The sequence below is a fragment of the Thermoanaerobacterium sp. CMT5567-10 genome (assembly GCF_030534315.2).
GTDB lineage: Bacteria > Bacillota > Thermoanaerobacteria > Thermoanaerobacterales > Thermoanaerobacteraceae > Thermoanaerobacterium.
In genome coordinates this window covers 2,352,530-2,375,033 of record NZ_CP130558.2, presented here as the reverse complement: position 1 = coordinate 2,375,033, position 22,504 = coordinate 2,352,530, and the positions used below count along the sequence as shown (strand labels likewise).

Below are 22,504 nucleotides of genomic sequence, written 5' to 3'. Positions count from 1 at the left end.
TTTACATAAAAAAATGCAGGTTTTAGCCACCTGCACCATCTACATCTTTTCTGTCATTCTCATTATTCTCAAAGTTACCATCTGCACTTTGCTGTTTTAAATAATTAATCATATTGTACATAAACTGCTGCTGTTCCTTCGTAAGCATTGATTTCAGGCTATCTACAACAGCCGACTGCTGTGATGTCAAACCTAGATTTTGTTTTCCGTCATCTTCATTGCCATCGTCAGCATCCTCCAGGCTATCTACAACTTCTTTTAAATTATTTACATCTGATTCAATTTCTTCTGATTTTTCAATGTTTTTAGGAATATCCACTGAATCACTCCTTGTATTAGATTCCGTATTGCTTTCTTTTTTATCTTTATCTGCACTGTTTTTTGAATTCATTATGCTTTCTGCCTTATTTAAAGCCTCTACAAGTTTTATGTTTTTTATTATCTTCTCAGCCATGTCCTGTTTATCATCCGGAATAACTGGTTTTAAGGCTTCAAATATATCTAAAATCTTATCTATAACATTGTTTTTATTATCTTCCATCTCATATTTTTTCATCTTTTCATTAAGGTTTTGTATTCCTTCATGAAGCTTAATAAATTTATCTATTATTATTTGCTTGTCTTGTTTCATATAAGGCTTTACTGCTTTAAGCATTCCTATTTGGTCGAAATTGTCTTCTTGAATTTCTGTCCCTTGATTTTGATATTCAATCAACTGCTTGTGGCACTCTAGTATTTCTGCTATCTTTGTAAAAATGTCTATGTAATACTGTTCTCTTCTGTGCAAATATGGTTTTACACTTCCCATAAAGTTTTTCCCTTTTTCAATAATCTCAAATATATCTAAAGTATTTTCTCTTTTGTCTTTTAACATATTTTCGTATTCATGTAGATTAGTTTCGTCATATTCGATTATCTCGTCTTCTTCTTTTTTCTTTAAAAGCAGCTTTTCTTCCTCAAAGCTTAGCCCTTCAAAAATTTGAAACCTAATAAAAAAAATTATAAACAGTTCAATTATCAACACTTTTAATAATCTTTCTTTATCCACAACCAATCCCCCACTTTTAAAATTATCTTCATAACTTAATATATGTATAGGGCAGGCTCATTATCACCTGCCCTATACTTTTTATTTCTTATCCACCACAAATACGCCTGGGACCAGCAAGAAGATTATCAGTATCACTATTATAATCCAGATCCATCCGCCGCACCATGATGCTCCTTTTCCTTCAGGCATATAAATACCCCCTTTATTTTTTGGCCTCATGGACCTAATACATTATACGTAATGCCATAAATATTGTTACTGAAAGTTCATGGTGGCCAATGACCATAAGAATCGTCTTGCATGTTTGCGAGGTTTGTCTTGCTGCAATACTACTAGTAGCAAGAAAAAAAACAATAAATCTTCAAATTCAAACTTAACATCCATCACAACCGTCAATATAACAAAGAAAAAAAGCAGTGTATTTCCTGATATAGTCATAAAATCAGCTCCATAAAATTTACTTTAATTCATTATATTCTAATCATTTCATTATTGATATTGATTTAATTTTTATGTAACAATAAATGGTCCTACCAAAAGATAGGACCACTTATTTATTTGACTTGATTTAGGAATAATCCCATTCCACCGTCCATAATTATGACTAATAGTACGAAGAAGAACAGCAATGTTTCCATTGACCATGTTCCGCCAAACCATCCGCCGCCCATCAGAACAACGAGTATTAAGAAGAAGAACAGCAAATTGCTTTCGCCAAATACTGAACTTGTTCCAGCCATGATAATCCTCCTTTTTAAATTTTAAAATTTACATCAAGCCTTAGGCTCTTCTACTATAAAACCAGGTACAAACAAGAAGATAAGAAGTATTATAATTATTATCCAAATCCATCCACCGCCAAGCCATGATGCACCTTTTTCTGTGGGCATATTAATATCCCCCTTTCGCAAGAATATATGTCAGGTCTTTATGACCTAATACATAATATGACATCATCAAAATTTGTGACACTTATTATTTTAAAAACTATCAAAAATTTATCTTGAACATATTCTGATATAAGAAAGGGGGATTCTATATGGATATAATTTCTGCGCTAATTTTATCATGCGCCATTAAAAACCTTTATCCGAAAAGCAAAATAGACAGTAGATTGCTTAAAAAAGCAACTATATATAGAAACGAATGCGTAAGTGCAATTGTGTATTCCACTTTACCGTACGAAACTCTTAAAAAAAAGATAGAAACAATAGGAGGAACGATAAAATACGAATTGCCCATAATAAATGGCTGGGCTGTTAACATACCATGCAACAAATTAAGCAACGTAGCATCAAACCGTGAAATCAAATTTATCGCTGAAGATTCAACTGTAAAGACACAGCTTAACATTGCTACACAGGAAATTAAATCAAGAGAAGCAAATGAGCACGGATACACCGGCAAAGGCGTCACAATCGCTTTTTTAGATACAGGAATTTACCCGCATCCAGACTTTACTAAGCCTAAAAACAGAATAATTGCATTCCACGACATTGTAAATGGAAAAAAAAGTCCATACGACGACAACGGCCATGGCACGCATGTAGCAGGTGATGCCGCTGGAAGTGGTTATACGTCAGATGGTAAATACAAAGGGGTTGCATCTGAAGCAAATATAGTGTCAGTCAAAGTCCTAGATTCAAGAGGTAGCGGTTCTACATCTGATATACTGGCAGGTATGCAATGGATACTAGACAACAAAGATAAATACAAAATAAGAATAGTATCACTGTCAATTGGTGAAACGCCATCGTTGCCACCTTTTCTAGACCCTCTAGTTAAAGGCGTTGACAAACTGTGGAGAAATGGCATAGTCGTAGTAGTTGCAGCAGGGAATTCTGGACCAGCCACAAACTCTATAACATCACCAGGAAACAGCATGAACGTGATAACCGTAGGTGCTGTAGATGATAAGAGGACTGTCGATGTTTCAGACGATGAAATTGCTAACTTCTCGGGCAGAGGATCTGCGTTTTTGCCAAAACCTGATATAGTAGCACCTGGTGTAAAAATCGTATCAACAGCATCTGGAAATGTACCTCTTGACGCTGATGACAGTATTCTTTTAAATAGGCCATACAGAACTGCATCTGGAACATCTATGGCAACACCAATTGTAGCTGGTGCTGCCGCACTGCTAATCGAGAAAAACCCTTCTCTTACTAATAATCAGATTAAAAACATTTTGAAATCAACTTCAACAAATATTGACCACTACAGGTATTACTCACAAGGATATGGAATGATAAATGTTGAAATGGCATTAAAAAAAGTATGAGGGCTTTTAGCTCTCATACTTCTAATTTACATTATTTTGTGAATCTCTTTTATCAGGATCTAAAACTTCATTTGGAATCAACGGTGGAAGGCCTTTTATTAAGTTAGCTGTTGCACTCGGTATAAAAGTATATGTTAATGCTGCATAAATTGCATATAAATATTGAAGGTTAGAAAATCCCAATAAAGTAAAAATTGAAAGTAATAAAAATCCAAAGAAAGATTCTTTTGTTATTCCTTGTGGAGGAGGAAACACCATCGGTGGTATCCTAGAATTTGTAACTGGCTTTTCTAATGAAATTGGCCCAGCTGAATAAATACCATATATTGCTGGGAAAAATGAGACAACATCAGATGCAGCAACCAAAGCATTTAGCGCAACAGTCGATATCTTAGTATCATTTACAAGAATAAGTAAAAATACAAAAAGTATTAACTTTGCTATATATATTTGCTGTGTACCATTTTCCATTTCACTTAAAAGCGGTGATATAACTTCTACAAGTTTCTCTATATCAATTTCATCGTCCTTTTTAACTTCCTGAAGCTCCATTAAAACACCTCATTTCCTGTTGAATCATTTTTATTATTATATTCACAACAGAAAACAGGTGTGATTGTATCCGCTACGCCAACATTACCCTATCATCTACAAAGTCACTGCCATTAACCTCGTTAAACATCTTTAGAAGCTTTTGTACTGTTAAATTTTTCTTCTCATCTTTTAAGTCAAGAACAATTCTACCTTGGTGCATCATAATAATCCGATTTCCAAATTCCAAGGCATGTTCGAGGTTGTGAGTAACCATCAACGTAGTAAGGTTATTTTCACTGATTATTTTATTTGTAATTTCATTTATAATATTTGCAGTCCTAGGATCTAAAGCTGCTGTATGCTCATCTAGCAAAAGCAGCTTTGGCTTTGCAAATGTGGCCATAAGAAGTGTCAATGCCTGTCTCTGACCACCTGACAAAAGGCCTACTTTAGTCTTCATTCTATTCTCAAGTCCCAAACCAAGCTCTGCCAATTTTTCTTTAAATAAATCTCTATTCTTTTTATTAAGGCCCATCTTCAAACTTAAACCTTCACCTTTTGAATATGCAATCGATAGATTTTCATCTATTGTCATGGAAGGTGCTGTGCCTAAAAGTGGATTTTGAAATACTCGTCCAATAAATTTTGACCTTTTAAACTCCGGATATGAAGTTACGTCTACATCGTCTATCATGATGGAACCACTGTCAACAGGATAAACTCCTGCAATCAAGTTAAGAAGAGTAGATTTTCCTGCTCCATTGCTTCCGACTATTGTAACAAAATCACCATCTTCTACTTCAAAATTTAAATCTTTAAATACCTGGTTTTCATTAGGCGTATTTTTATAAAATGATTTACTTACATTTTTAAGTTTTAGCACAATTCACGCCCCCTTTCAGTTAGAGCTTATAACGATTTTCTTTAAGCCTGGCAGAGAAAGCGCTATAACTACCAGAATTGCCGTCAACAACTTAAGATCTGTCGGATTGAATCCTATAGTAAGGGCTACTGCTATTGCACCTCTATATACTATAGAACCTGCAACAGCCGAAATTACCGCCCACAATATATTTCTCTCTCTAAATAAAACTTCTCCGATTATAACAGAAGCAAGACCTGCAACAAGTGTCCCTATACCCATTCCTGCATCAGCAAACCCTTGATATTGAGACACTAACGATCCTGCTAAAGCAATATAAGCGTTTGATATTATAAGGCCCAATGTTATAGTCGTATTAGTGTTTATCCCCATGCTGCGAACCATCTGCTGATTGTTTCCGGTAGCTCTTAACGCAAATCCTGTCCTAGTCTGTAAAAAATAATTTGTTAAAAGCACCAAAAAAATCATAATAAGTCCGAAAAACAAAATATTTCTATAATTACCTGCAAAACTGAAATAATCTAAGATGGATTTATTGCTAAGCATTGGTATATTTGATTTTTCCATTATACGCAAATTTATAGAATAAAGTGCTGTCATCGTAAGAATACCAGCTAAAAGTTCAGTTATTTTTAACTTTGTATTTAAAAAACCAGTAACAAGTCCAGCTAATCCTCCAGCTAAAAACGAAACTATAATTGAAAAAACAGGATTCACTCCGCTGGTAATAAGTTTTGCTGTGAAGGCAGCTCCTAATGTGAAGCTGCCTTCAACAGTTAAATCAGCAAAATTTATTATTTTAAAAGATATATAGACACCAAGTGCCATTATACCGTAAACAAGCCCCTGTTCCAATGTTGAAATGGCAAAAGACATATAAAATGACCTCCAATTTTATATCTATTTGATTACCTCCTGAGCCTTTTTCATTATCGAATCTGGAATCTTAAGGCCTATCGCATCTGCTTCCTTTTGATTGATTATAAGCTGCAAGTCTTTGGCAGTTTCTACTTTTATGTTAGCCGGTTTTTCTCCTTTCAAAATCTTGATGGCCATTAAACCAGCCTGATAGCCAAGATCACTATAGCTAATACCCAACGTAGCCAGTGAACCTCCTTCTACCATTCCCTTCTCTGCCGCTACAACAGGTATTTTTGCAGAATTAGCTACCTTTATTATAGCCGCAATGGATGAAGCTACTGTATTATCAGTTGGAAGCCAAATAGCATCCACCTTCCCTACCAGTGATTGTGCTGCCTGATTTACCTCGCTGCTGTTGGACACAGTCGCTTCTACTATACTGTATCCCAGTGACGCAGCATCATCTTTTGCAATCTTTACCTGTACAGTAGAGTTGACTTCTCCTGCATTGTATATAATGCCTATTCTCTTTGCACCTGGCACTAAATCTTTTATTAACTTAAGTTGATCATTTATAGGCTCCATATCAGATGTTCCCGTTACATTTCCACCAGGTTTATCAAGTGAACTTACAAGACCAGCAGCTACAGGATCTGTAACAGCGGTAAATACGATTGGAATAGTTGAAGTTGCTTTTTTAACTGCTTGCGTTGTAGGAGTTGCTATAGAAAATATTAAATCCACATTTTTATCGACAAATTTCTTTGCTATAGTCTGGGCTGTCGACATATCCCCTTGTGCATTTTCCTGTATAAATGTGACATTCTTACCTTCTACATAACCATTGTCTTTTAAAGCTTTTATAAACCCTCCTCTTGCACTATCAAGTGCTGGATGTTCCACAATCTGCGTAATACCGATTGTTATCATCTTTTCCGTACTGCCACTTGATGTTGTTTTACTTCCACAGCCAGATAGTACAATAGAAAAAATAAAAAAAGCTGCCAAAACAAAGATAGATCTCTTCATTGAAATTCCTCCCGTTACATGGCAACAAAAAGACATACTACCATGCTACCATGCTAAATTTCTATAACGATTGATAATAAGAAAAAATTTTTATTTAATAAAATAGTATGATAAAAACATTTATTAGTCAATAAAAGTTTTTTGTAATATTTATTAGAAAATTTGAATACGGCTTAAAATAAATAATCTTGAAGTAAGTAATAAATCTAAAGTATAATTATAGTAAATTTATTAGCAGTCTGTTTCCATTTTTTCTACCGGTAGAGAAAAATTATATTAAAATTTTATTTATTTTTAAAATGGGAGGATGTATCTATGAAAAAAACAATTAAGAGGCTGTCAATGCTTTTAGTGGGAATAATAGCAGCTTCCATATTACTTTCAGGTTGTACGAAAAATACCAGCGCTACAAGCAGTGATAAAATAAATGTTGGTGCACTTTTCGAATTAACAGGACAAGTAGCGTCATACGGCACTTCTGAGTACAATGCTGTAAAACTGTATATAGATGACACCAACAAAAACGGCGGTGTTCTCGGCAAGCAGATCAATTTAATAAAAGCCGATAACAAATCTGCAACGGATGAATCAATAAACCAAGCTACAAAACTTATTGTAGAAAACAATGTTGTGGCAATATTAGGACCAGCTACAACAGGCAATACTAAAGCGGCTTCGTCAATTGCGTTAAGCAAAAACATACCTCTTATAACCCCATCAGGCACGTCTTTAGATGTCACTGTTGATACCAACACAAACAAAGTAAAAAGTGAAATTTTTAGAGCGTGTTATACAGACCCATATCAAGGCAAAGTTATGGGAGAATTTGCGGCAAAAGACCTTAATGCAAAAAATGCTGTAATATATATTGATAATAAGAGTGACTACAGTAAAGGCCTTGCAAAAAGCTTCAAAGAGCAGTTTGAAAAGCTTGGTGGGAAAGTAATCGACCAGGAAGCATATGTGGCAGGTGATCAGGATTTCAAATCGACGCTTACAAAAATAAAAGGTATAAATGCCGATGTCATATTTATACCAGGATACTATCAAGATACGGCAAAGATAGCTAAGCAAGCAAGAGAAATGGGTATAGAAGTACCTTTGCTTGGTGGAGATGGCTGGGATTCACCTGATTTATTAAAAATAGCTGGTGCTTCTGCACTAAACAACGTTTATTACAGCAATCACTTTATATCAACAGACCCTGATCCAATAGTGCAAGATTTCATAAAGAAATATAAAGATGCTTACGGCACAGAACCAGATGCATTTGCCGCCTTGGCATACGACTCGGCAGGTATGTTAGTGCAAGCAATAAAAGACGCTAATTCAACTGATCCTGCAAAAATAACTGATGCCTTGGCAAATCTCAAAAATTTTAAGGGTGTGACAGGCACTATCTCAATAGATGCACAGCACAATCCAATAAAGCAAACAGTAATCATAGAATTGAAGGACGGTAAACAGACACTTAAGAAAAAAATAAGTGCTGAATAAATTTGTAAAACACGGCAATGCGGTCACATAGTGGCCGCTTATGTTCTTTTAATACATTTTAACTTGAGGTGATATTTATGAAGACATTTATTGAGCAGCTTATAAATGGTTTATCCTTAGGAAGTATATACGCGCTTATTGCTCTCGGATATACTATGGTTTACGGCATAATGAAGCTTATAAATTTCGCTCACGGTGATATATACATGGTAGGTGCATTTACAGGCTTCTTTGCCTCCACATATCTCCACCTCGGCTTTGTACCATCTCTTTTATTGGCAATGTTAGTAAGCCTTATACTAGGTGTGACAATAGAGCGTGTGGCGTACAGGCCATTAAGGGATAAGTCAAAAATCTCAATATTGATTACAGCCATCGGTGTCTCACTTTTGCTTGAAAACGGAGGCATAATCCTCTTAACACCGCAGGTTCGGACATATCCTCAGATCTTCAAGCAGCACATGTACTCATTTTTCAACGGAATAATTACAATATCAAACCAGCAAATCGTCATATTTGTCGTATCCATAATCATGATGGTGGGACTTCAGCTAATAATATACAAAACAAAGATGGGAAAGGCCATGAGAGCTGTGTCAACTGACGCAGATGCGGCAAAACTTATGGGCGTAAATGTAGATAGGACCGTTTCATTTACATTTGCAATAGGATCTGCCCTTGCTGCTGTTGCAGGTGTCTTAGTTGGCATATACTACAACTCAATAGATCCCCTAATGGGTATCATGCCAGGCTTAAAAGCATTCATAGCAGCAGTATTAGGCGGAATAGGAATAATACCAGGTGCTATGGTAGGAGGCCTTTTGATGGGCGTCATAGAAGCACTTGTTTCAGGCTACGGTAGCTCACTATACAGAGACGGTGTTTCATTTGCAATACTCATAATCATACTACTGATTAAACCAACAGGACTATTTGGCAAAAATGTAAGAGAGAAAGTGTAGGTGGTACAGTTGAAGCAAATATTGAAAAACAGATTGCTGATTTTTATAGGGCTATTCGCCATTTACGGTATAATACAAATCTTGCTGTCAACAAATATATTGAACGATTATTACGAAATAAACATAGTTCTTATGGGCATAAATATAATACTTGCTGTAAGCCTTAACCTTATCAATGGATTTACAGGGCAATTTTCATTAGGTCATGCAGGATTCATGTCAATCGGTGCATACACATCTGCCATCATAACATACAAATTGGGGCTTCCATTTCCATTGGCATTGTTAGTAGGAGGCATATCAGCAGGAATAACAGGAATATTGATAGGAATACCATCATTAAGATTAAAAGGTGACTACCTTGCCATAACGACACTTGGATTCGGAGAAATAATAAGGGTAATCTTTTTAAACACCGAATACGTCGGTGGAGCAAGCGGTCTATCCGGAATACCAAAGTACACAAACTGGACGTGGGTATTCTGGATATCAGTCATAACCGTCGTCTTAATCAGAAACTTCATAAACTCCAGCTACGGCAGATGCTGTGTAGCAATCAGAGAAGACGAGACAGCAGCCGAATCAATGGGCATAAACACAACTTTCTACAAGACATTGGCATTTACAATAGGTGCATTCTTTGCAGGAATAGGCGGTGCACTTTACGCTCACAACTTTTACATCATACAGCCAGAAACATTCAACTTCATGAAGTCATTTGACATATTGACAATGGTTGTCTTAGGCGGCTTAGGTAGCATAACAGGATCAATACTATCAGCAATTTTCCTCACATTCGTATACGCAGTGCTGCAGGATTACGCTGCGCTAAGAATGGTAATATACTCACTCCTCTTAATCATCGTAATGCTATTCAGACCAGAAGGATTGATGGGTACAAGAGAATTTTCTCTCAAAAAATTATTTAAGAAAGGGGAGAAAAACAGTGAGTTTACTGTCAATTAAAGACGTTTCTATAGACTTCGGCGGCATAAAAGCTCTGGTAGATGTCAATATAGAACTGGAAAAAGGCTCCCTTACAGGACTTATAGGACCTAATGGTGCTGGAAAATCAACAGTATTCAATATAATAACAGGAATATACAAACCAACATCAGGAAAAGTAATATTTGACGGAAAAAACGTATCAACAAAGCCGTACAATAATACGAAGCTTGGCATATCAAGGACATTTCAAAACATACGATTATTTAAAAACCTAACTGTCCTTGACAATGTCAAGATAGCCCAGCACATTCACGTGCAATACGGACTTTTAAGCTCATTCATTCAGCACAAAAAATACTTAGATGGGGAAAAATCGCAGAATATAGAAGCAATGAATTTACTTAAAATCTTCAATCTTGACAAACATGCCTTAAACCTTGCCAAAAATCTACCATATGGCGAACAGAGAAGACTTGAAATAGCTAGAGCACTAGCAACAAAGCCAAAGCTTCTTCTTCTAGATGAACCTGCAGCAGGAATGAATCCACAAGAGACAAAAGAGCTTACAGACACAATCAGATTCATAAGGGACAAATTTGACATAACAATACTCTTGATTGAGCACGATATGTCTTTAGTGATGGATCTTTGTGAAGATATATACGTCATGAACTATGGGAAAATAATAGCACATGGCACACCAGATGAAATCAAGAGAAACCCAGAAGTAATAGCTGCATACCTTGGAGAAGAAAGTCCTGATGAAAATGAAATTTTATCAATTGAAGGAGGTGCTTAAAACATGTTAGAGATAAAAGATCTCAACGTATCATATGGAATGGTCAATGCCTTAAAAGGCATAGATCTTAAAGTAAATGACGGTGAAATCGTGACAATAATAGGTGCAAACGGCGCAGGCAAAAGCACTACTCTAATGACAATATCAGGCATATTAAAGCCAAAAAAAGGCTACATCAAATTCAACGATGTAGACATAACGAAAAAACCTGCTCAAAATATAGTCGATATGGGCATCTGCCAAGTGCCAGAAGGAAGAAGAATATTTGCCAACATGACTGTGATGGAAAACCTTGAGATGGGAGCTTATCTCAGGAAAGACAAAATGGTAAAAAGCGACATGGAAAAAGTGTTTAATTTATTCCCACGCCTAAAAGAAAGGCATAAGCAGATTGCCGGTACTTTAAGCGGAGGAGAGCAGCAAATGCTGGCCATAGGAAGAGCATTGATGGCAAAGCCAAAAATGCTTTTATTGGATGAACCATCGATGGGGCTTGCACCGATAGTAGTGCAAGATATATTTAAGACAATAAAAAATATAAATGATGACGGCACAACCATCCTTTTAGTAGAACAAAACGCTAAAATGGCACTATCTATTGCAGATAGAGCATACGTCCTTGAAACAGGAAATATCTCCCTTGAAGGTGCTGCATCTGTCTTGAAAAACGATGAAAGGGTTAAAAAGTCATACTTAGGGGGGTAAAAAGAGGGTTCACGATGAACCCTCTTTTTGATGAATTTAATATTTCAATGATCTATGCCCTAATCCAATGGCAACTTCGTTTAAGTTTAGCATCCCAACAGCGAAAAATGCACATACACAAAGGTGTTCGCCATAAAATGCTATTCCAATCTTGCCACCTATATTAAGTCCCATAGCTTTATCTTTTAGCTGCATTATAGCATCATGTGTTGCACCTGCAACAGCACCTTCTCCCACATGATTGTCCTCTATAACACCTTCTCTTTTTGCTGCAACAACAGCCCTTTCTATTATCTTTGATATGGAATTGATATATTCACCGCCATAATCTACTGCTGCTACTTTGATACCTTCTTTGCCATACCTTTCCTTTAATGTAACTTCATCCTCTCTCCTTGACATGGCCATCCTTATGGCTACTCTCGCAACATCTATGCTTCTTATTTCTTTCATATTTACTAGCCCTTTTTAAGGGCACCTCCTTCATCATTTAAAATGCTTTTAGTATTATTTCGTATACAATGGGAACAAAAATTGACGGAAGCAAGTTTCCAATCTTTATTTTCGTCAAATTCAGCATATTTAATGATATGCCTATTATCAAAACACCGCCAATAGCAGACATGTCCGCAATCACGTTAGCAGTCAATAAATCTTTAAGAAGCGATGCGCACAAAGTTATAGAACCTTGATATAAAAGGACGCTAATAGACGATATCATGATACCTATCCCTAACGTCGATGCAAATATTATAGATGATATGCCATCTAACATGGATTTTGCAAACAGTATACTGTGATCGCCTTGTAGACCGTCTTTTAATGCGCCTACAATCGCCATCGCTCCAACACAGTATATGAGGCTTGCTGTTACAAAACCTTCACTTATCTTATTTTCACCATTTCCAGATAATTTTTTTTCTAAAAAGTTGCCAAATTGATTTAGCTTTTTCTCTATGTCCAGCAGTTCTCCCATAATGCCGCCTATCGCCAAACTTATTATCACTAATAGCAAATTTTTGTATTTCAATGCGCTGTCAAATCCTATTATCAAAACGCTTAAAGATATGGCTTGCATAACCGTTGACTTTATTCTATCCGGAATTCCAATTTTAAATAAAGTGCCAACAAAACTACCCACAACAATAGATGCTGCATTGACAAAAGTCCCAATCATCTAATTTTTCCTTTCTTTAAACACATCTTTTGAAACATGGTCTTTTGCATAGTTAAATAGATACTGCTGAGCAAAACCAGACAAATCACCAAACTTCTCTTTTGCAAAACTTTGTACATCCACATTATTAGTCTTTCTCTTAAGGTATAAATACTCAACAACGCGCTTTATCCACACATCTGTTGGAAATGCTTCATATCTTCCGATTGAATAAAGAATTACACAATCTGCAACTTTAGGCCCAACTCCTCTTATGCTCATAAGTATATTTCTTACTTCGTGTGTATCGTAAAGCTGCAGCTCAAAAAGATTGATTTCGTCATTAAATACTTTTAAAGCCGCATCAATTATATACTTTGATCTAAATCCGCACTTGCTGTTATTTAATGATTCTTCATCTGCCATTATTATGTCTTGCACTTTTGGAAATGTATAATAAGTCTTATCTTTATATAAGATAGGGTGTCCAAATGCCCTGCTTAAATTTTCTATGACTTTTTTTATCTGAGGTATTCTGTTATTCTGAGATATAATAAATGATATAAGCGTCTCCCAAGTATCTTGCCTCAAAATCCTTATACCTTCACCGTACTTTATAGCCGCTCTTAATATTTCATCTTGCGAAAGTGTCTCTTTGATCTTTCCATAGTCTCTGCCCAAGTCAAAATAGTCATACCATATATCATTAAAATCTGCTAATGTCGTGTTATCAATCGTCAATATATCACCATCTAATTTCACATTTATTACTCTATCAAATGCGACCCCCGTATAACTTCCATCATCTTCTTCATTCCATCTAAAACATTGCCCACATTCCAGTGTCTCTTTAAGGTTAAAATCCTTAATTCCATGCACTATAACCTTAGAACCAGACTGCTCCACTAAATATCTCATTCTCCTCATCACCCACATATAGGTTTTTTATTTGCCTTACTACATAATATTTACGACCATCTACAAATATTATATAATTTTTTGAAGATAAAAAAAAGGCTTATTTGCCTTTATCAAATATTTCTCGTGTTTTAAGCATTTTATCACTATCCCTTATAAAAAGTGACTTCACGTGAATTTTTATGTCCAGCACATTTAAAGACGTCATGTATTCAACGACACTTTTTATCTTCTTTATAGCTTCTCTTAAAACACTGTTTATTGGTGTACCATGTACCATGACAATCTCTATTCTTATTATTATTCCTTCAGTGTAGTTCTCTGTTATCACTTTATTTATTTTGTGAATGCCATCAAATTTTTTTGCTTCATTCAATACAATGCTGTTGATTACATTCTCAGAAATTGTATACTTGCCAAGATAGCTGTAGTAAGGCCTTACTACCGTCTTTTCAAAATCTATCTCTTTGCGCCGAAATATCCTCAGTGGGTCTATAAAATATCCTGAAAAATGTTTTTTAACCTCAAATGTTGGCACTGGTATTACATGCTTCCCTTCTTCATACCTTTTCTTTCTGGCCACCTCTATTTCTTCAGGTGATAAAATATTTTCTATATAAATTCTCTCTGACACAGGCGGCAGCGATAGCCTTTCAGCAATCTTGTCTACCATTTTATCTGATGTTGCAATTATCAATATTTTGTCCGGTTTAAGTTCCTCCAACGATTTTTTTACTTCTTTTACATGTTCTTCTTCTGTAAATATCGCCCTCCTTATGGCTGAAAGCTTCGTTTTTTCCCTTTTTGCTGAAAATCCTGACACGATCCTGTTTCCGCATATCAATAGACCATCATCAATGATGTACTTTATGCCGTATTTTCCTGCAACAAAAGATGCATGATGGCTTTTACCGCTTCCACTAGCACCGACAAAAGAATATACCTTCAATTGATACCCTCCAAAAATTAAAATAATGACTATAGGATATATTATACGGCAATTATTACGTTTTTCAATAAGAATTTCAAGACAACTCTTGTGACAAAAATTCTAACAATAATTTATTTTATCTCTTCTTTTTTATACTTAGCTTTATCAAGGTCTGTAGAAATTTAACTGCAAATTCCATATCTATGTTGCTTTTAGAAAATGTTATTATGAATATTAGAATGACTAAACTGGAGGCGATTACAGTTAACTGCATATCCATGCTTTCACCTCACCTTCGCATAAAAACAGTAAAAATGAATTTGAATGTTAAAAATATATAAGTGGACTATAATGTTTTAGCATATCTAAAATGATATTTGTGCTTTCATCTAAATTATATACCTTTTTATAAAAAAAATGTGGACATAGGAATTAAAATGTTATCTTCAGGAACAAAAATGATTATTTCTCATTTAATTTATAAGATGGTATTTCAACTGTTACATCAAAATATTTATCATCAATCTTTATGTTAATATCACCATTATAGCTATATACTATATCTTTAACAATAGATAATCCGGTTCCTCTTCCATCACCTTTTGTTGTAAAGCCACCATTTAAAATATTTCTTTTTACATCTTCACTAATTTCACCACATGTATTTTTCACTATAAAGATGTAGTCAACCGGATCGCTTTTAAGCATTATTTCTATTCGCTTATTATTTTTTAACCTATCACATTCTTCAATGGCGTTATCTAACAAGTTTCCTAAAACTGAACAAATATCATTTGTTACTTTTTTCGAGTACTTTAAATCCACAGTACATATAAAGTTCACCGAAATATTTTTCTCTATAGCAGCGCTTATTTTTGAATATAAAAGCAGATCTATTATATCGTTTCCAGTATCTACTTTTATAAGGCTGTTATTTATAACATCTATATAAGTCATTAAAAACTCTTCGGCATCTTCATACTTCATCTGTCTTATCAATTCGTATAAAACCAAAATCTTATTTCTCAATTCATGTTTATTCTTTCTGTATAAGTTGTTTTGTTCTTCTATAAATCTTAGTTTGAAATCATTTATAATGTATTGATACTCATTTTTCCCATTTATATAAATCATCCTTATAATCGTAAAAACCAAGACATTTATAACTACAATCGTAAAAAATAAAAACAATTCAAAATCAGCCGGTATGATAATTTTCTGCTGATAATACATGCTATTGTCGAACATAAACGTTATAAAAATCATGTACATAAAAAATATTGCTATTATTTTGTTTAAACTTTTTCTTATCATGGCATCACCCACAAAGTTTTCCTAATTTGCTTCCATTTCAACCGGCTGGTTTAATATATCTTTAAGGCGATTCCTAAATTCATAGTACAGCTTCTTTGATAGATACGCTTTTTTATTTTTATTTCTAAAACTTATTTCTAAAGACGTTCTATTTACAGATTTTATAGAATACACCTTATACAAATTTACAATATAAGATCTGCTTGTCTTGAAAAAAATTTTTTTATTCAGGAGTTTATAAACATCACTTAGGGAAGTATTTGACAGGAAATCTTCATATGTAGTGTAGAAAAAAGTCTTTTTCCGATTAGCTTCAATAAAGTATATATCATTTGCATTGATAAGTTTTATATCATCACCACATCGTACTTCTATAAAATAAGAAGAATCATTAAATTTCCTTTTTATTCTTTCTATTGTATTAAACAATCTTTCATAGTTTATAGGCTTTATTATATAATCAGCAGCATATAGTTTTACTGCATCCTTTATATATTCCTCATATGACGTTATAAATATTATCTCTGTATTTGGAAGCAAGTCCCGTATATTTTTGACAACTTCTAAACCCGTCATTTCTGGTAATTTTATATCTAAAATAGCTAATTCAGGCTTTACCTTTAATATAGCATTTAACAAATCTTTTCCTTCGTTTGTGATGTATTCAACTTTCACATCGCTTATCCCCATAACTTTTCTGCTTATCTCTCTTCTAAGCGAATCCTCATCTTCTGCTATTATCACTCTAATCATAAAATCACATCCTTTTACAAATTCTCGAATAATATAAATATTCGATATTCTTAAAAAAAATCCTTCAAAAATACCAATTTATGAAAAAATGAGAACAAGTCATACTCATTCCCATTTTCTCGTGTAGTATATATTAATTTTTATATATTTTACATTTGCCTTTTTGATGTGTATAAAATATATTTTTCTATATCAAATTATATTACAATTTTAGCGGAATTTAATGTATCCGGAACAAAAATGCATCTGTAGGGTACGAAAATGCAACATAAAAATATCAAAATATTGTATCTATGACTAATTTTACATTTAATGCGGCTATAATTATTCCTAAAGATATCAGTATTGCTTTGCTAAATTTTCCATTTGCATATTCCTTCATTACCTTCTTTGAAGAAGTCAGATAAATCTGTGTAAATACTGTTATTGGTAACTGAATACTCAGTATCATCTGAGACAATATAAGCCCCTGAAACGGATCCTTCAATAAAAATATTACCACAGTTGCAATTATTAATGTAATAAATATTCCCATCTTAGTATGTTTATCTTTTATATTGTATGGTTCTTTAAATATACCTGCAAAAATAGAACCACCCGCCATGCCAGATGTCACGGTTGATGAAAACCAGAGAATAAAAGGGCAATCGCGAATACAACTGATGCTCCACTACCAACGATTGGCTTCAACAACACTCCTGCTTGTTCAAGTTTATCAATGACTATCCCGTTCTCAAAAAATGTAGCAGCAGATAGAAGAATCATGGCGCTATTTATAGCCCATCCTATCACCATTGAAAACAGAGTATCAAGAAACTCATATTTAAGCTGCTTCTTTATAATAGATTTATCTTTTAGATTCCATTGTCTGCTTTGAATTATCTCAGAATGCAAAAATAAGTTATGCGGCATGACAACTGCCCCCAAAACGCTCATAATAATCACTATAGAGTCTTGCGGAATAACCGGATTTACCCAGCTTAATACAGCCGTATTCCAATTGATTTTGACAAGATATAACTCAAATAAAAATGAAAGGCCTATAATGGAAACAAATCCAATTATTATTTTTTCAAGTCGCTTATACGAATTCGAATATAAAACAAAAGAAATCACTATTACTGATATGACTGTACCAACTTTTATTGGTATTTTAAACAACATGTTAAGTGCTATTGCAGTGCCCAGAAGTTCTGCCGTAGATGTAGATATTGATGCAACTACGGCAGATAGCAAAATAATCTTTGAAAGCTTATTGTTTATAAAAATTGATGTAGCTTCGGAAAGACAATAGCCTGTAGCTATTCCAAGGTGTGCCGCATTGTGCTGCAAAATGATAAGCATTACCGTAGATAATGTTATAACCCACAACAACTTATAGCCATACATTGACCCTGCAGAAACATTTGTAGCCCAATTACCGGGATCTATAAATCCTACCGTAACCAATATTCCTGGGCCAACGTATTTCATAAAATCAACAAATGGAACGATGTTTCGATCTTCTTTTAAAAGATTATTTATGTTCTTTATGAATTTTTTCATTTGAACCTCCAATATAAAAAAAATAAACGGCTTAAATACCATTTATTTTTCTTCGACTTTATTTTTAAGCAATTTATCTTCATTTAAACGATAAGATAATGTCAACAAGCTGTCGCTTAAATGAACATTTTCAAGGATTACATCATCAGGAACTTTTAAATCTATCGGCGAAAAATTCCATATAGCCTTAATTCCTGCTTTAACCAATCTATCTGCCATAATCTGCGAGTTACCCTTTGGTATGCACAGTATTGCAATATCTATCTTATTTTTAGACAAAAAGTCTTCTAACAATTCCACATCCATTATCTCTATATCTCTTATCTTAAGTCCAAACAATCTTGGATTAACATCGAATATTCCCTTTAAGTTAAACCCAGTTCTTTCAAAATTTGTATAATTTGCAATAGCCTGCCCTAGATTACCAGCACCGATAATAATTGTACTGTATGTCTTATCAAGACCTAGTATCCTAGTCAAAGTATTGTACAATTCTTCTACATTATATCCGTACCCCTGCTGCCCAAAGCCGCCATAATTATTGAGATCCTGCCTTATTTGTGATGCTGTAACGCCCATCTTTTCACTTAATTCTCTGGAAGAAATCCTTTTTACGTCATTCTTCAATAATTCTTCTAAATATCTATGATATCGCGGTAGCCTTCTTATTACCGGCATCGGTACTATTGGCTTTTTAGTCATAAAATCACCCCAGATAAAATCCTAATAATGAAATTATATTACATTGTAAATAATATGTCAACTTGGAAATATCTATTTTTTTACTGGTTAGACTCCCATTTATCATAATCGCTGTTCATTATAACAATATCAACTCTTCTGTTAAGCTGCCTGTTTTTATCGCTGTCATTTGGCACGATAGGCCTATACTCACCATAGCCTACGGCAGATATTTTAGCCGGATCAATCTTAACATCATTTACAAGTATCTCCACAACGTTAGTAGCCCTTATGACAGACAACTCCCAATTTGAATGAAACTGACTATTATTTATAGGTACATCATCTGTATATCCTTCAACGCGGATATAATTTGGCATCGTCTTTAATATATTCCCGATTTTTATCAATGTAGCTTTTTGATCTGGTTTTACATCTGCAGAACCTGTATCAAATAGCAAGGTATCGTTTAGGCTTATTACAAAACCTCTCTCCTCGACTTTGTATGTGACCATATTCTGCAGGTTATTCTGCTTAATAAGCTTGTCTAATTGAGACTCTATTGTATTGTTAGTGTTTGCATTATTTGTCGTTTTTATGCTATCAAGAATGCTATTTCCACTGTATTGTCCAACTACATAATTAGTACCATCAAAAGTTTTCCCTAAAGATGCAGCAATTTGTTGGAACTTTTGTGAGTTAACTGTACTTATGGTGTACAAAACTATAAAAAATATCATAAGCAATGTTATCATATCAGAATACGTAAGCAACCATCTTTCACTATTTTCCTTCTTTTCTTCATCATCATCATGCCTTATCATCAGCAATTTCACCTTTCACGCTTTGTTCTTTTGAATTTGAAGCAGATTCCCTTTCCACTACAAATGTCAACAATTTTTTCTCCATTATTTTAGGATTTTCACCCGCCTGCAATGAAAGACTGCCTTCCAAAATTATTTCCTTTTCTGTTTTTTTGATTTGAGCTTTATTTTTAAGTTTTTCTCCTATAGGCAGCCAAACAAGGTTTGCCATACTAACACCATATAATGTAGCTATAAAAGCTACAGCTATTGAGGGACCCAGCTTATCTGGTTCACTTAAATTCCCCAAAACATGGACAAGTCCCATAACTGTACCTATGATACCCATAGTAGGAGAATACCCACCGGCTGCTTCAAACATGCTGGCTTCTTTCTTCAATGCTTTATCTTCTATGTATATTCTGTTTTCCATAGTAGTTTTTATTAACTCGATGTCAGCACCATCTATAACTAGCTCTATACAATCTTTTAAAATGGGATCGTAATTTTTTATCTCATCAGACTGCAACTCCTGCTCCAAGCTCAATAATCCTTCGCTTCTGGCCTTTTGAGAAAGATAAACAAAATACTTAATTATATCTAAATACTTATTGCCTTCCTCTTTAAAAGCCTTGCCAATAAGTTTTGGCAATTTCGATATATCTTTCATTGAAAATGAAGTCATAGTAGCTCCTATAGTTCCACCTAAAACTATAATTGCTGCCGATAAACCAATAAGAGATGCTACACTTCCACCTTCCAATACAAACGCAAAAATAAGTGAACCGAACCCTACAATTATTCCTAATAATGTTGATAAATCCATACTTATTCACCTCGTTAAATTTGACATATATAATATCGGCAATGAATTAAGAAAAATTAAATCCCATTTACACTTTAAATTATATATAATCTTTGATATATTATATTATAACAGGAGGAATTTCAAATGGCTATAATAACAGCAAACAACGTAAGTTTATCATACGGAATAAATACAATTTTAGAAAATATATCTTTTATCGTAAATGAAGGCGATAAAATCGGTGTTGTTGGAGATAACGGAGCGGGAAAATCGACGCTTTTTAAACTGATAGTAAAAGATTTGCAACCTGACAGTGGAAATATATCGATGCCTTTAATAAACACAGGATATCTTGAGCAAAACGCTTATATAGTAAGCGACAAGTCAATTTACGATGAAGTTAAAACGGTTTTTTTAGACATTATAAATCTTGAAAAGAACATCAAGGATTTAGAAAAGGAGATAGCCAGCACAAAAGATGAATCTAAACTAAATAAATTGCTTAATGATTATTCAAAACTTACAGATGAGTACAACAAACGAGAAGGATATTCCATTGACAGCAGAGTTAGGGGAGTATTAATCGGGTTAGGATTTCAGCCTGTACAATTTGATACACCTGTTTCAGTATTAAGCGGTGGACAGAAGACAAGGCTTATGCTGGCAAAAGCACTACTTAAAAATCCAGATGTGCTTCTTCTTGACGAGCCTACAAACCATCTTGACATACCTTCGATAGAATGGCTAGAGCAATACTTAAAGTTTTATAGAGGTACTGTTTTAGTCATATCTCATGACAGATTTTTTCTCGATAGGATTGCAAACAGAATATTCGAGATTGAAAATAAGACATTAAGATCGTATGAAGGTAATTATTCTGAATACGTAAAGAAAAAAAATGAAGAGCTAAACGCCAAGATAAAAGCCTATGAAGAACAGCAAAAGGAAATAAAAAGAATTCAAGAAATGATAATGATACAAAAAAATCGGCGCCGTGAGAAATCTGTAAAAATGGCTGAAAGCAAACAGAAGCTCCTTGACAAAATGGAGAAAATCGATAAACCTGTAATAAATAATGACACAATTAAGCTTTCGTTTGACTTTGATGAAAAAAGCGGAAATGATATATTGAAAGTTTCAAACCTCTCATTAAGTTTTGAAAGGCCTATATTTCACGACATAAGCTTTGAAGTGTACAAAGGTGATCGAATTGCCATTCTAGGCCCTAATGGCGTAGGAAAAACATCCCTCCTTAAAATCATAGTTGGTGAATTAAATAATTACGAAGGCATCGTAAATCTGGGCACAAACGTCATCATTGGTTATTACCAGCAGGAATTTACAAACTTAAGCAATGATAAGACAATCATAGACGAAATATGGGATGAAAACCCTTATCTTTCCCAGACTGAAATAAGGACTTTATTAGGTTCATTTCTCTTCAGCGGTGATGATGTATTTAAAATAATAGGTAAGTTAAGCGGAGGCGAAAAGGCCCGCGTATCATTGTTAAAACTTATACTGTCAAAAGCAAATTTTCTCCTGCTGGATGAGCCTACAAACCATCTTGATTTAAAATCTAAAGAGGTACTTGAAAAAGCCTTGTTGGATTTTGGCGGTACGCTTTTGTTTGTATCCCACGACAGATACTTTATAGACAAAATAGCAACAAAAGTATTGGAACTGTCAAGTGATTCTATTAAAGAATATTACGGAAATTACTCATACTATGTGGAAAAGAAAAACGAGAATAATACATCTGAAGAAGAACAGGAAAAAAAGACAAAGACGCAAATTAAAAATGAAAAAATCAGGGAAAGGTTAAAGCAAAAAGAAGCTAAAAGGCAAAAAGAATACTTATCAAGCATTGAAAATGAAATAATCGAGACTGAAGGTATGATAAAAGAATTAGAAGAAAAAATGTGCGATCCTGATATATATAAAAGCGGAGAAATCATTGATACGCAGTCAAAATACAACATGTTAAAGGAAAAATTAGAAAATCTATATGAAGAATGGGAAAAATTAAGCGGGTAGGTACCCGC

24 protein-coding genes and 1 pseudogene are annotated in these 22,504 nt (G+C 34.2%); 7 read left to right on the top strand and 18 right to left on the bottom strand.

Features of this window, described 5'->3' with window-relative positions:
• Positions 1-22 precede the first annotated feature (22 nt).
• The 3 genes from Q2T46_RS12020 to Q2T46_RS12010 form a co-directional block, all read right to left on the bottom strand.
• A complete protein-coding gene (locus Q2T46_RS12020; protein WP_303265281.1) occupies positions 23-1,048 on the bottom strand; it encodes a hypothetical protein in 1,026 nt (341 codons plus the stop codon).
• A 258-nt stretch (positions 1,049-1,306) separates the two neighbouring features.
• Positions 1,307-1,489: a hypothetical protein gene (locus Q2T46_RS12015; RefSeq protein WP_303265282.1), complete on the bottom strand. Its 183-nt coding sequence runs from the start codon at positions 1,487-1,489 to the stop codon at positions 1,307-1,309.
• A gap of 116 nt (positions 1,490-1,605) precedes the next feature.
• Complete coding sequence (locus Q2T46_RS12010) at positions 1,606-1,791, bottom strand: hypothetical protein (RefSeq protein ID WP_303265283.1); 186 nt, start codon at positions 1,789-1,791, stop codon at positions 1,606-1,608.
• Positions 1,792-2,090: 299 nt separating this feature from the next.
• Here Q2T46_RS12010 and Q2T46_RS12005 point away from each other — a divergent pair, with 299 nt between their 5' ends.
• On the top strand, positions 2,091-3,332 hold the full coding sequence (locus tag Q2T46_RS12005; RefSeq protein ID WP_303265284.1) for a S8 family peptidase: 1,242 nt from the start codon (positions 2,091-2,093) through the stop codon (positions 3,330-3,332).
• Between the two features lie 21 nt (positions 3,333-3,353).
• Here the strand turns inward: Q2T46_RS12005 and Q2T46_RS12000 are convergent, their stop codons facing one another.
• The 4 genes from Q2T46_RS12000 to Q2T46_RS11985 form a co-directional block, all read right to left on the bottom strand.
• On the bottom strand, positions 3,354-3,884 hold the full coding sequence (locus tag Q2T46_RS12000; RefSeq protein WP_303265285.1) for a hypothetical protein: 531 nt from the start codon (positions 3,882-3,884) through the stop codon (positions 3,354-3,356).
• A gap of 73 nt (positions 3,885-3,957) precedes the next feature.
• Complete coding sequence (locus Q2T46_RS11995; protein WP_303265286.1) at positions 3,958-4,749, bottom strand: ABC transporter ATP-binding protein; 792 nt, start codon at positions 4,747-4,749, stop codon at positions 3,958-3,960.
• Positions 4,750-4,764: 15 nt separating this feature from the next.
• Positions 4,765-5,625, bottom strand: coding sequence for an ABC transporter permease (locus tag Q2T46_RS11990; protein ID WP_303265287.1), 861 nt, complete (start codon positions 5,623-5,625; stop codon positions 4,765-4,767).
• 24 nt (positions 5,626-5,649) lie between these two features.
• Positions 5,650-6,639 carry an ABC transporter substrate-binding protein gene (locus tag Q2T46_RS11985; RefSeq protein WP_303265288.1) on the bottom strand — a complete coding sequence of 330 codons (990 nt, stop codon included), beginning with the start codon at positions 6,637-6,639 and terminating at the stop codon, positions 5,650-5,652.
• Positions 6,640-6,954: 315 nt separating this feature from the next.
• Here Q2T46_RS11985 and Q2T46_RS11980 point away from each other — a divergent pair, with 315 nt between their 5' ends.
• The 5 genes from Q2T46_RS11980 (at position 6,955) to Q2T46_RS11960 (ending at position 11,550) form a co-directional block, all read left to right on the top strand.
• Positions 6,955-8,136: an ABC transporter substrate-binding protein gene (locus tag Q2T46_RS11980; protein WP_303265289.1), complete on the top strand. Its 1,182-nt coding sequence runs from the start codon at positions 6,955-6,957 to the stop codon at positions 8,134-8,136.
• A 77-nt stretch (positions 8,137-8,213) separates the two neighbouring features.
• Positions 8,214-9,098, top strand: coding sequence for a branched-chain amino acid ABC transporter permease (locus Q2T46_RS11975; protein ID WP_303265290.1), 885 nt, complete (start codon positions 8,214-8,216; stop codon positions 9,096-9,098).
• Between the two features lie 9 nt (positions 9,099-9,107).
• Positions 9,108-10,064, top strand: a complete 957-nt coding sequence (locus tag Q2T46_RS11970) for a branched-chain amino acid ABC transporter permease (protein WP_303265291.1) — start codon at positions 9,108-9,110, stop codon at positions 10,062-10,064.
• Complete coding sequence (locus Q2T46_RS11965) at positions 10,045-10,845, top strand: ABC transporter ATP-binding protein (RefSeq protein ID WP_303265292.1); 801 nt, start codon at positions 10,045-10,047, stop codon at positions 10,843-10,845. The genes Q2T46_RS11970 and Q2T46_RS11965 overlap by 20 nt, the downstream gene beginning before the upstream one ends.
• 3 nt (positions 10,846-10,848) lie before the next feature.
• The gene (locus tag Q2T46_RS11960) at positions 10,849-11,550 is read left to right on the top strand and encodes an ABC transporter ATP-binding protein (protein WP_303265293.1); all 702 of its coding nucleotides are present in this window, start codon (positions 10,849-10,851) and stop codon (positions 11,548-11,550) included.
• A 36-nt stretch (positions 11,551-11,586) separates the two neighbouring features.
• Here Q2T46_RS11960 and Q2T46_RS11955 read toward each other — a convergent pair whose 3' ends face one another.
• From Q2T46_RS11955 to Q2T46_RS11905, 11 genes and pseudogenes are all read right to left on the bottom strand, one after another.
• Positions 11,587-12,003 (bottom strand): HutP family protein, encoded by a 417-nt coding sequence (locus Q2T46_RS11955; protein ID WP_303265294.1) that lies wholly within the window; start codon positions 12,001-12,003, stop codon positions 11,587-11,589.
• 37 nt (positions 12,004-12,040) lie between these two features.
• Complete coding sequence (locus Q2T46_RS11950) at positions 12,041-12,727, bottom strand: DUF554 domain-containing protein (RefSeq protein WP_303265295.1); 687 nt, start codon at positions 12,725-12,727, stop codon at positions 12,041-12,043.
• Positions 12,728-13,624, bottom strand: a complete 897-nt coding sequence (locus Q2T46_RS11945) for a DNA-3-methyladenine glycosylase (RefSeq protein ID WP_303265296.1) — start codon at positions 13,622-13,624, stop codon at positions 12,728-12,730.
• Between the two features lie 100 nt (positions 13,625-13,724).
• Complete coding sequence (locus tag Q2T46_RS11940) at positions 13,725-14,573, bottom strand: Asp23/Gls24 family envelope stress response protein (RefSeq protein ID WP_303265297.1); 849 nt, start codon at positions 14,571-14,573, stop codon at positions 13,725-13,727.
• A 118-nt stretch (positions 14,574-14,691) separates the two neighbouring features.
• Positions 14,692-14,835 carry a hypothetical protein gene (locus tag Q2T46_RS11935; protein ID WP_155812177.1) on the bottom strand — a complete coding sequence of 48 codons (144 nt, stop codon included), beginning with the start codon at positions 14,833-14,835 and terminating at the stop codon, positions 14,692-14,694.
• 182 nt (positions 14,836-15,017) lie between these two features.
• On the bottom strand, positions 15,018-15,869 hold the full coding sequence (locus Q2T46_RS11930) for a sensor histidine kinase (protein WP_303265298.1): 852 nt from the start codon (positions 15,867-15,869) through the stop codon (positions 15,018-15,020).
• 21 nt (positions 15,870-15,890) lie between these two features.
• Positions 15,891-16,622 carry a LytTR family DNA-binding domain-containing protein gene (locus Q2T46_RS11925; protein ID WP_303265299.1) on the bottom strand — a complete coding sequence of 244 codons (732 nt, stop codon included), beginning with the start codon at positions 16,620-16,622 and terminating at the stop codon, positions 15,891-15,893.
• 277 nt (positions 16,623-16,899) lie between these two features.
• A pseudogene (locus tag Q2T46_RS11920) lies at positions 16,900-18,167 on the bottom strand (Nramp family divalent metal transporter).
• 42 nt (positions 18,168-18,209) lie between these two features.
• Complete coding sequence (locus tag Q2T46_RS11915; RefSeq protein ID WP_303265300.1) at positions 18,210-18,869, bottom strand: redox-sensing transcriptional repressor Rex; 660 nt, start codon at positions 18,867-18,869, stop codon at positions 18,210-18,212.
• 80 nt (positions 18,870-18,949) lie between these two features.
• The gene (locus tag Q2T46_RS11910) at positions 18,950-19,672 is read right to left on the bottom strand and encodes a flagellar motor protein MotB (RefSeq protein ID WP_303265301.1); all 723 of its coding nucleotides are present in this window, start codon (positions 19,670-19,672) and stop codon (positions 18,950-18,952) included.
• Complete coding sequence (locus Q2T46_RS11905; RefSeq protein WP_303265302.1) at positions 19,659-20,477, bottom strand: flagellar motor protein; 819 nt, start codon at positions 20,475-20,477, stop codon at positions 19,659-19,661. Before Q2T46_RS11905 ends, Q2T46_RS11910 begins: the two co-directional genes overlap by 14 nt.
• Positions 20,478-20,603: 126 nt before the next feature.
• Here Q2T46_RS11905 and abc-f point away from each other — a divergent pair, with 126 nt between their 5' ends.
• Complete coding sequence (gene abc-f / locus Q2T46_RS11900; RefSeq protein ID WP_303265303.1) at positions 20,604-22,496, top strand: ribosomal protection-like ABC-F family protein; 1,893 nt, start codon at positions 20,604-20,606, stop codon at positions 22,494-22,496.
• The last annotated feature ends 8 nt before the right edge of the window (positions 22,497-22,504 follow it).

Bases quoted from the DNA above. Each gene is read 5' to 3' on its own strand.
- Q2T46_RS12015 (WP_303265282.1), bottom strand. From the start codon at position 1,489: ATGACTATATCAGGAAATACACTGCTTTTTTTCTTTGTTATATTGACG.
- Q2T46_RS12010 (WP_303265283.1), bottom strand. From the start codon at position 1,791: ATGGCTGGAACAAGTTCAGTATTTGGCGAAAGCAATTTGCTGTTCTTC.
- Q2T46_RS12005 (WP_303265284.1), top strand. From the start codon at position 2,091: ATGGATATAATTTCTGCGCTAATTTTATCATGCGCCATTAAAAACCTT.
- Q2T46_RS12000 (WP_303265285.1), bottom strand. From the start codon at position 3,884: ATGGAGCTTCAGGAAGTTAAAAAGGACGATGAAATTGATATAGAGAAA.
- Q2T46_RS11990 (WP_303265287.1), bottom strand. From the start codon at position 5,625: ATGTCTTTTGCCATTTCAACATTGGAACAGGGGCTTGTTTACGGTATA.
- Q2T46_RS11985 (WP_303265288.1), bottom strand. From the start codon at position 6,639: ATGAAGAGATCTATCTTTGTTTTGGCAGCTTTTTTTATTTTTTCTATT.
- Q2T46_RS11980 (WP_303265289.1), top strand. From the start codon at position 6,955: ATGAAAAAAACAATTAAGAGGCTGTCAATGCTTTTAGTGGGAATAATA.
- Q2T46_RS11975 (WP_303265290.1), top strand. From the start codon at position 8,214: ATGAAGACATTTATTGAGCAGCTTATAAATGGTTTATCCTTAGGAAGT.
- Q2T46_RS11960 (WP_303265293.1), top strand. From the start codon at position 10,849: ATGTTAGAGATAAAAGATCTCAACGTATCATATGGAATGGTCAATGCC.
- Q2T46_RS11955 (WP_303265294.1), bottom strand. From the start codon at position 12,003: ATGAAAGAAATAAGAAGCATAGATGTTGCGAGAGTAGCCATAAGGATG.
- Q2T46_RS11950 (WP_303265295.1), bottom strand. From the start codon at position 12,727: ATGATTGGGACTTTTGTCAATGCAGCATCTATTGTTGTGGGTAGTTTT.
- Q2T46_RS11945 (WP_303265296.1), bottom strand. From the start codon at position 13,624: ATGAGATATTTAGTGGAGCAGTCTGGTTCTAAGGTTATAGTGCATGGA.
- Q2T46_RS11935 (WP_155812177.1), bottom strand. From the start codon at position 14,835: ATGGATATGCAGTTAACTGTAATCGCCTCCAGTTTAGTCATTCTAATA.
- Q2T46_RS11930 (WP_303265298.1), bottom strand. From the start codon at position 15,869: ATGATAAGAAAAAGTTTAAACAAAATAATAGCAATATTTTTTATGTAC.
- Q2T46_RS11925 (WP_303265299.1), bottom strand. From the start codon at position 16,622: ATGATTAGAGTGATAATAGCAGAAGATGAGGATTCGCTTAGAAGAGAG.
- Q2T46_RS11915 (WP_303265300.1), bottom strand. From the start codon at position 18,869: ATGACTAAAAAGCCAATAGTACCGATGCCGGTAATAAGAAGGCTACCG.
- Q2T46_RS11910 (WP_303265301.1), bottom strand. From the start codon at position 19,672: ATGATAAGGCATGATGATGATGAAGAAAAGAAGGAAAATAGTGAAAGA.
- Q2T46_RS11905 (WP_303265302.1), bottom strand. From the start codon at position 20,477: ATGGATTTATCAACATTATTAGGAATAATTGTAGGGTTCGGTTCACTT.
- abc-f (WP_303265303.1), top strand. From the start codon at position 20,604: ATGGCTATAATAACAGCAAACAACGTAAGTTTATCATACGGAATAAAT.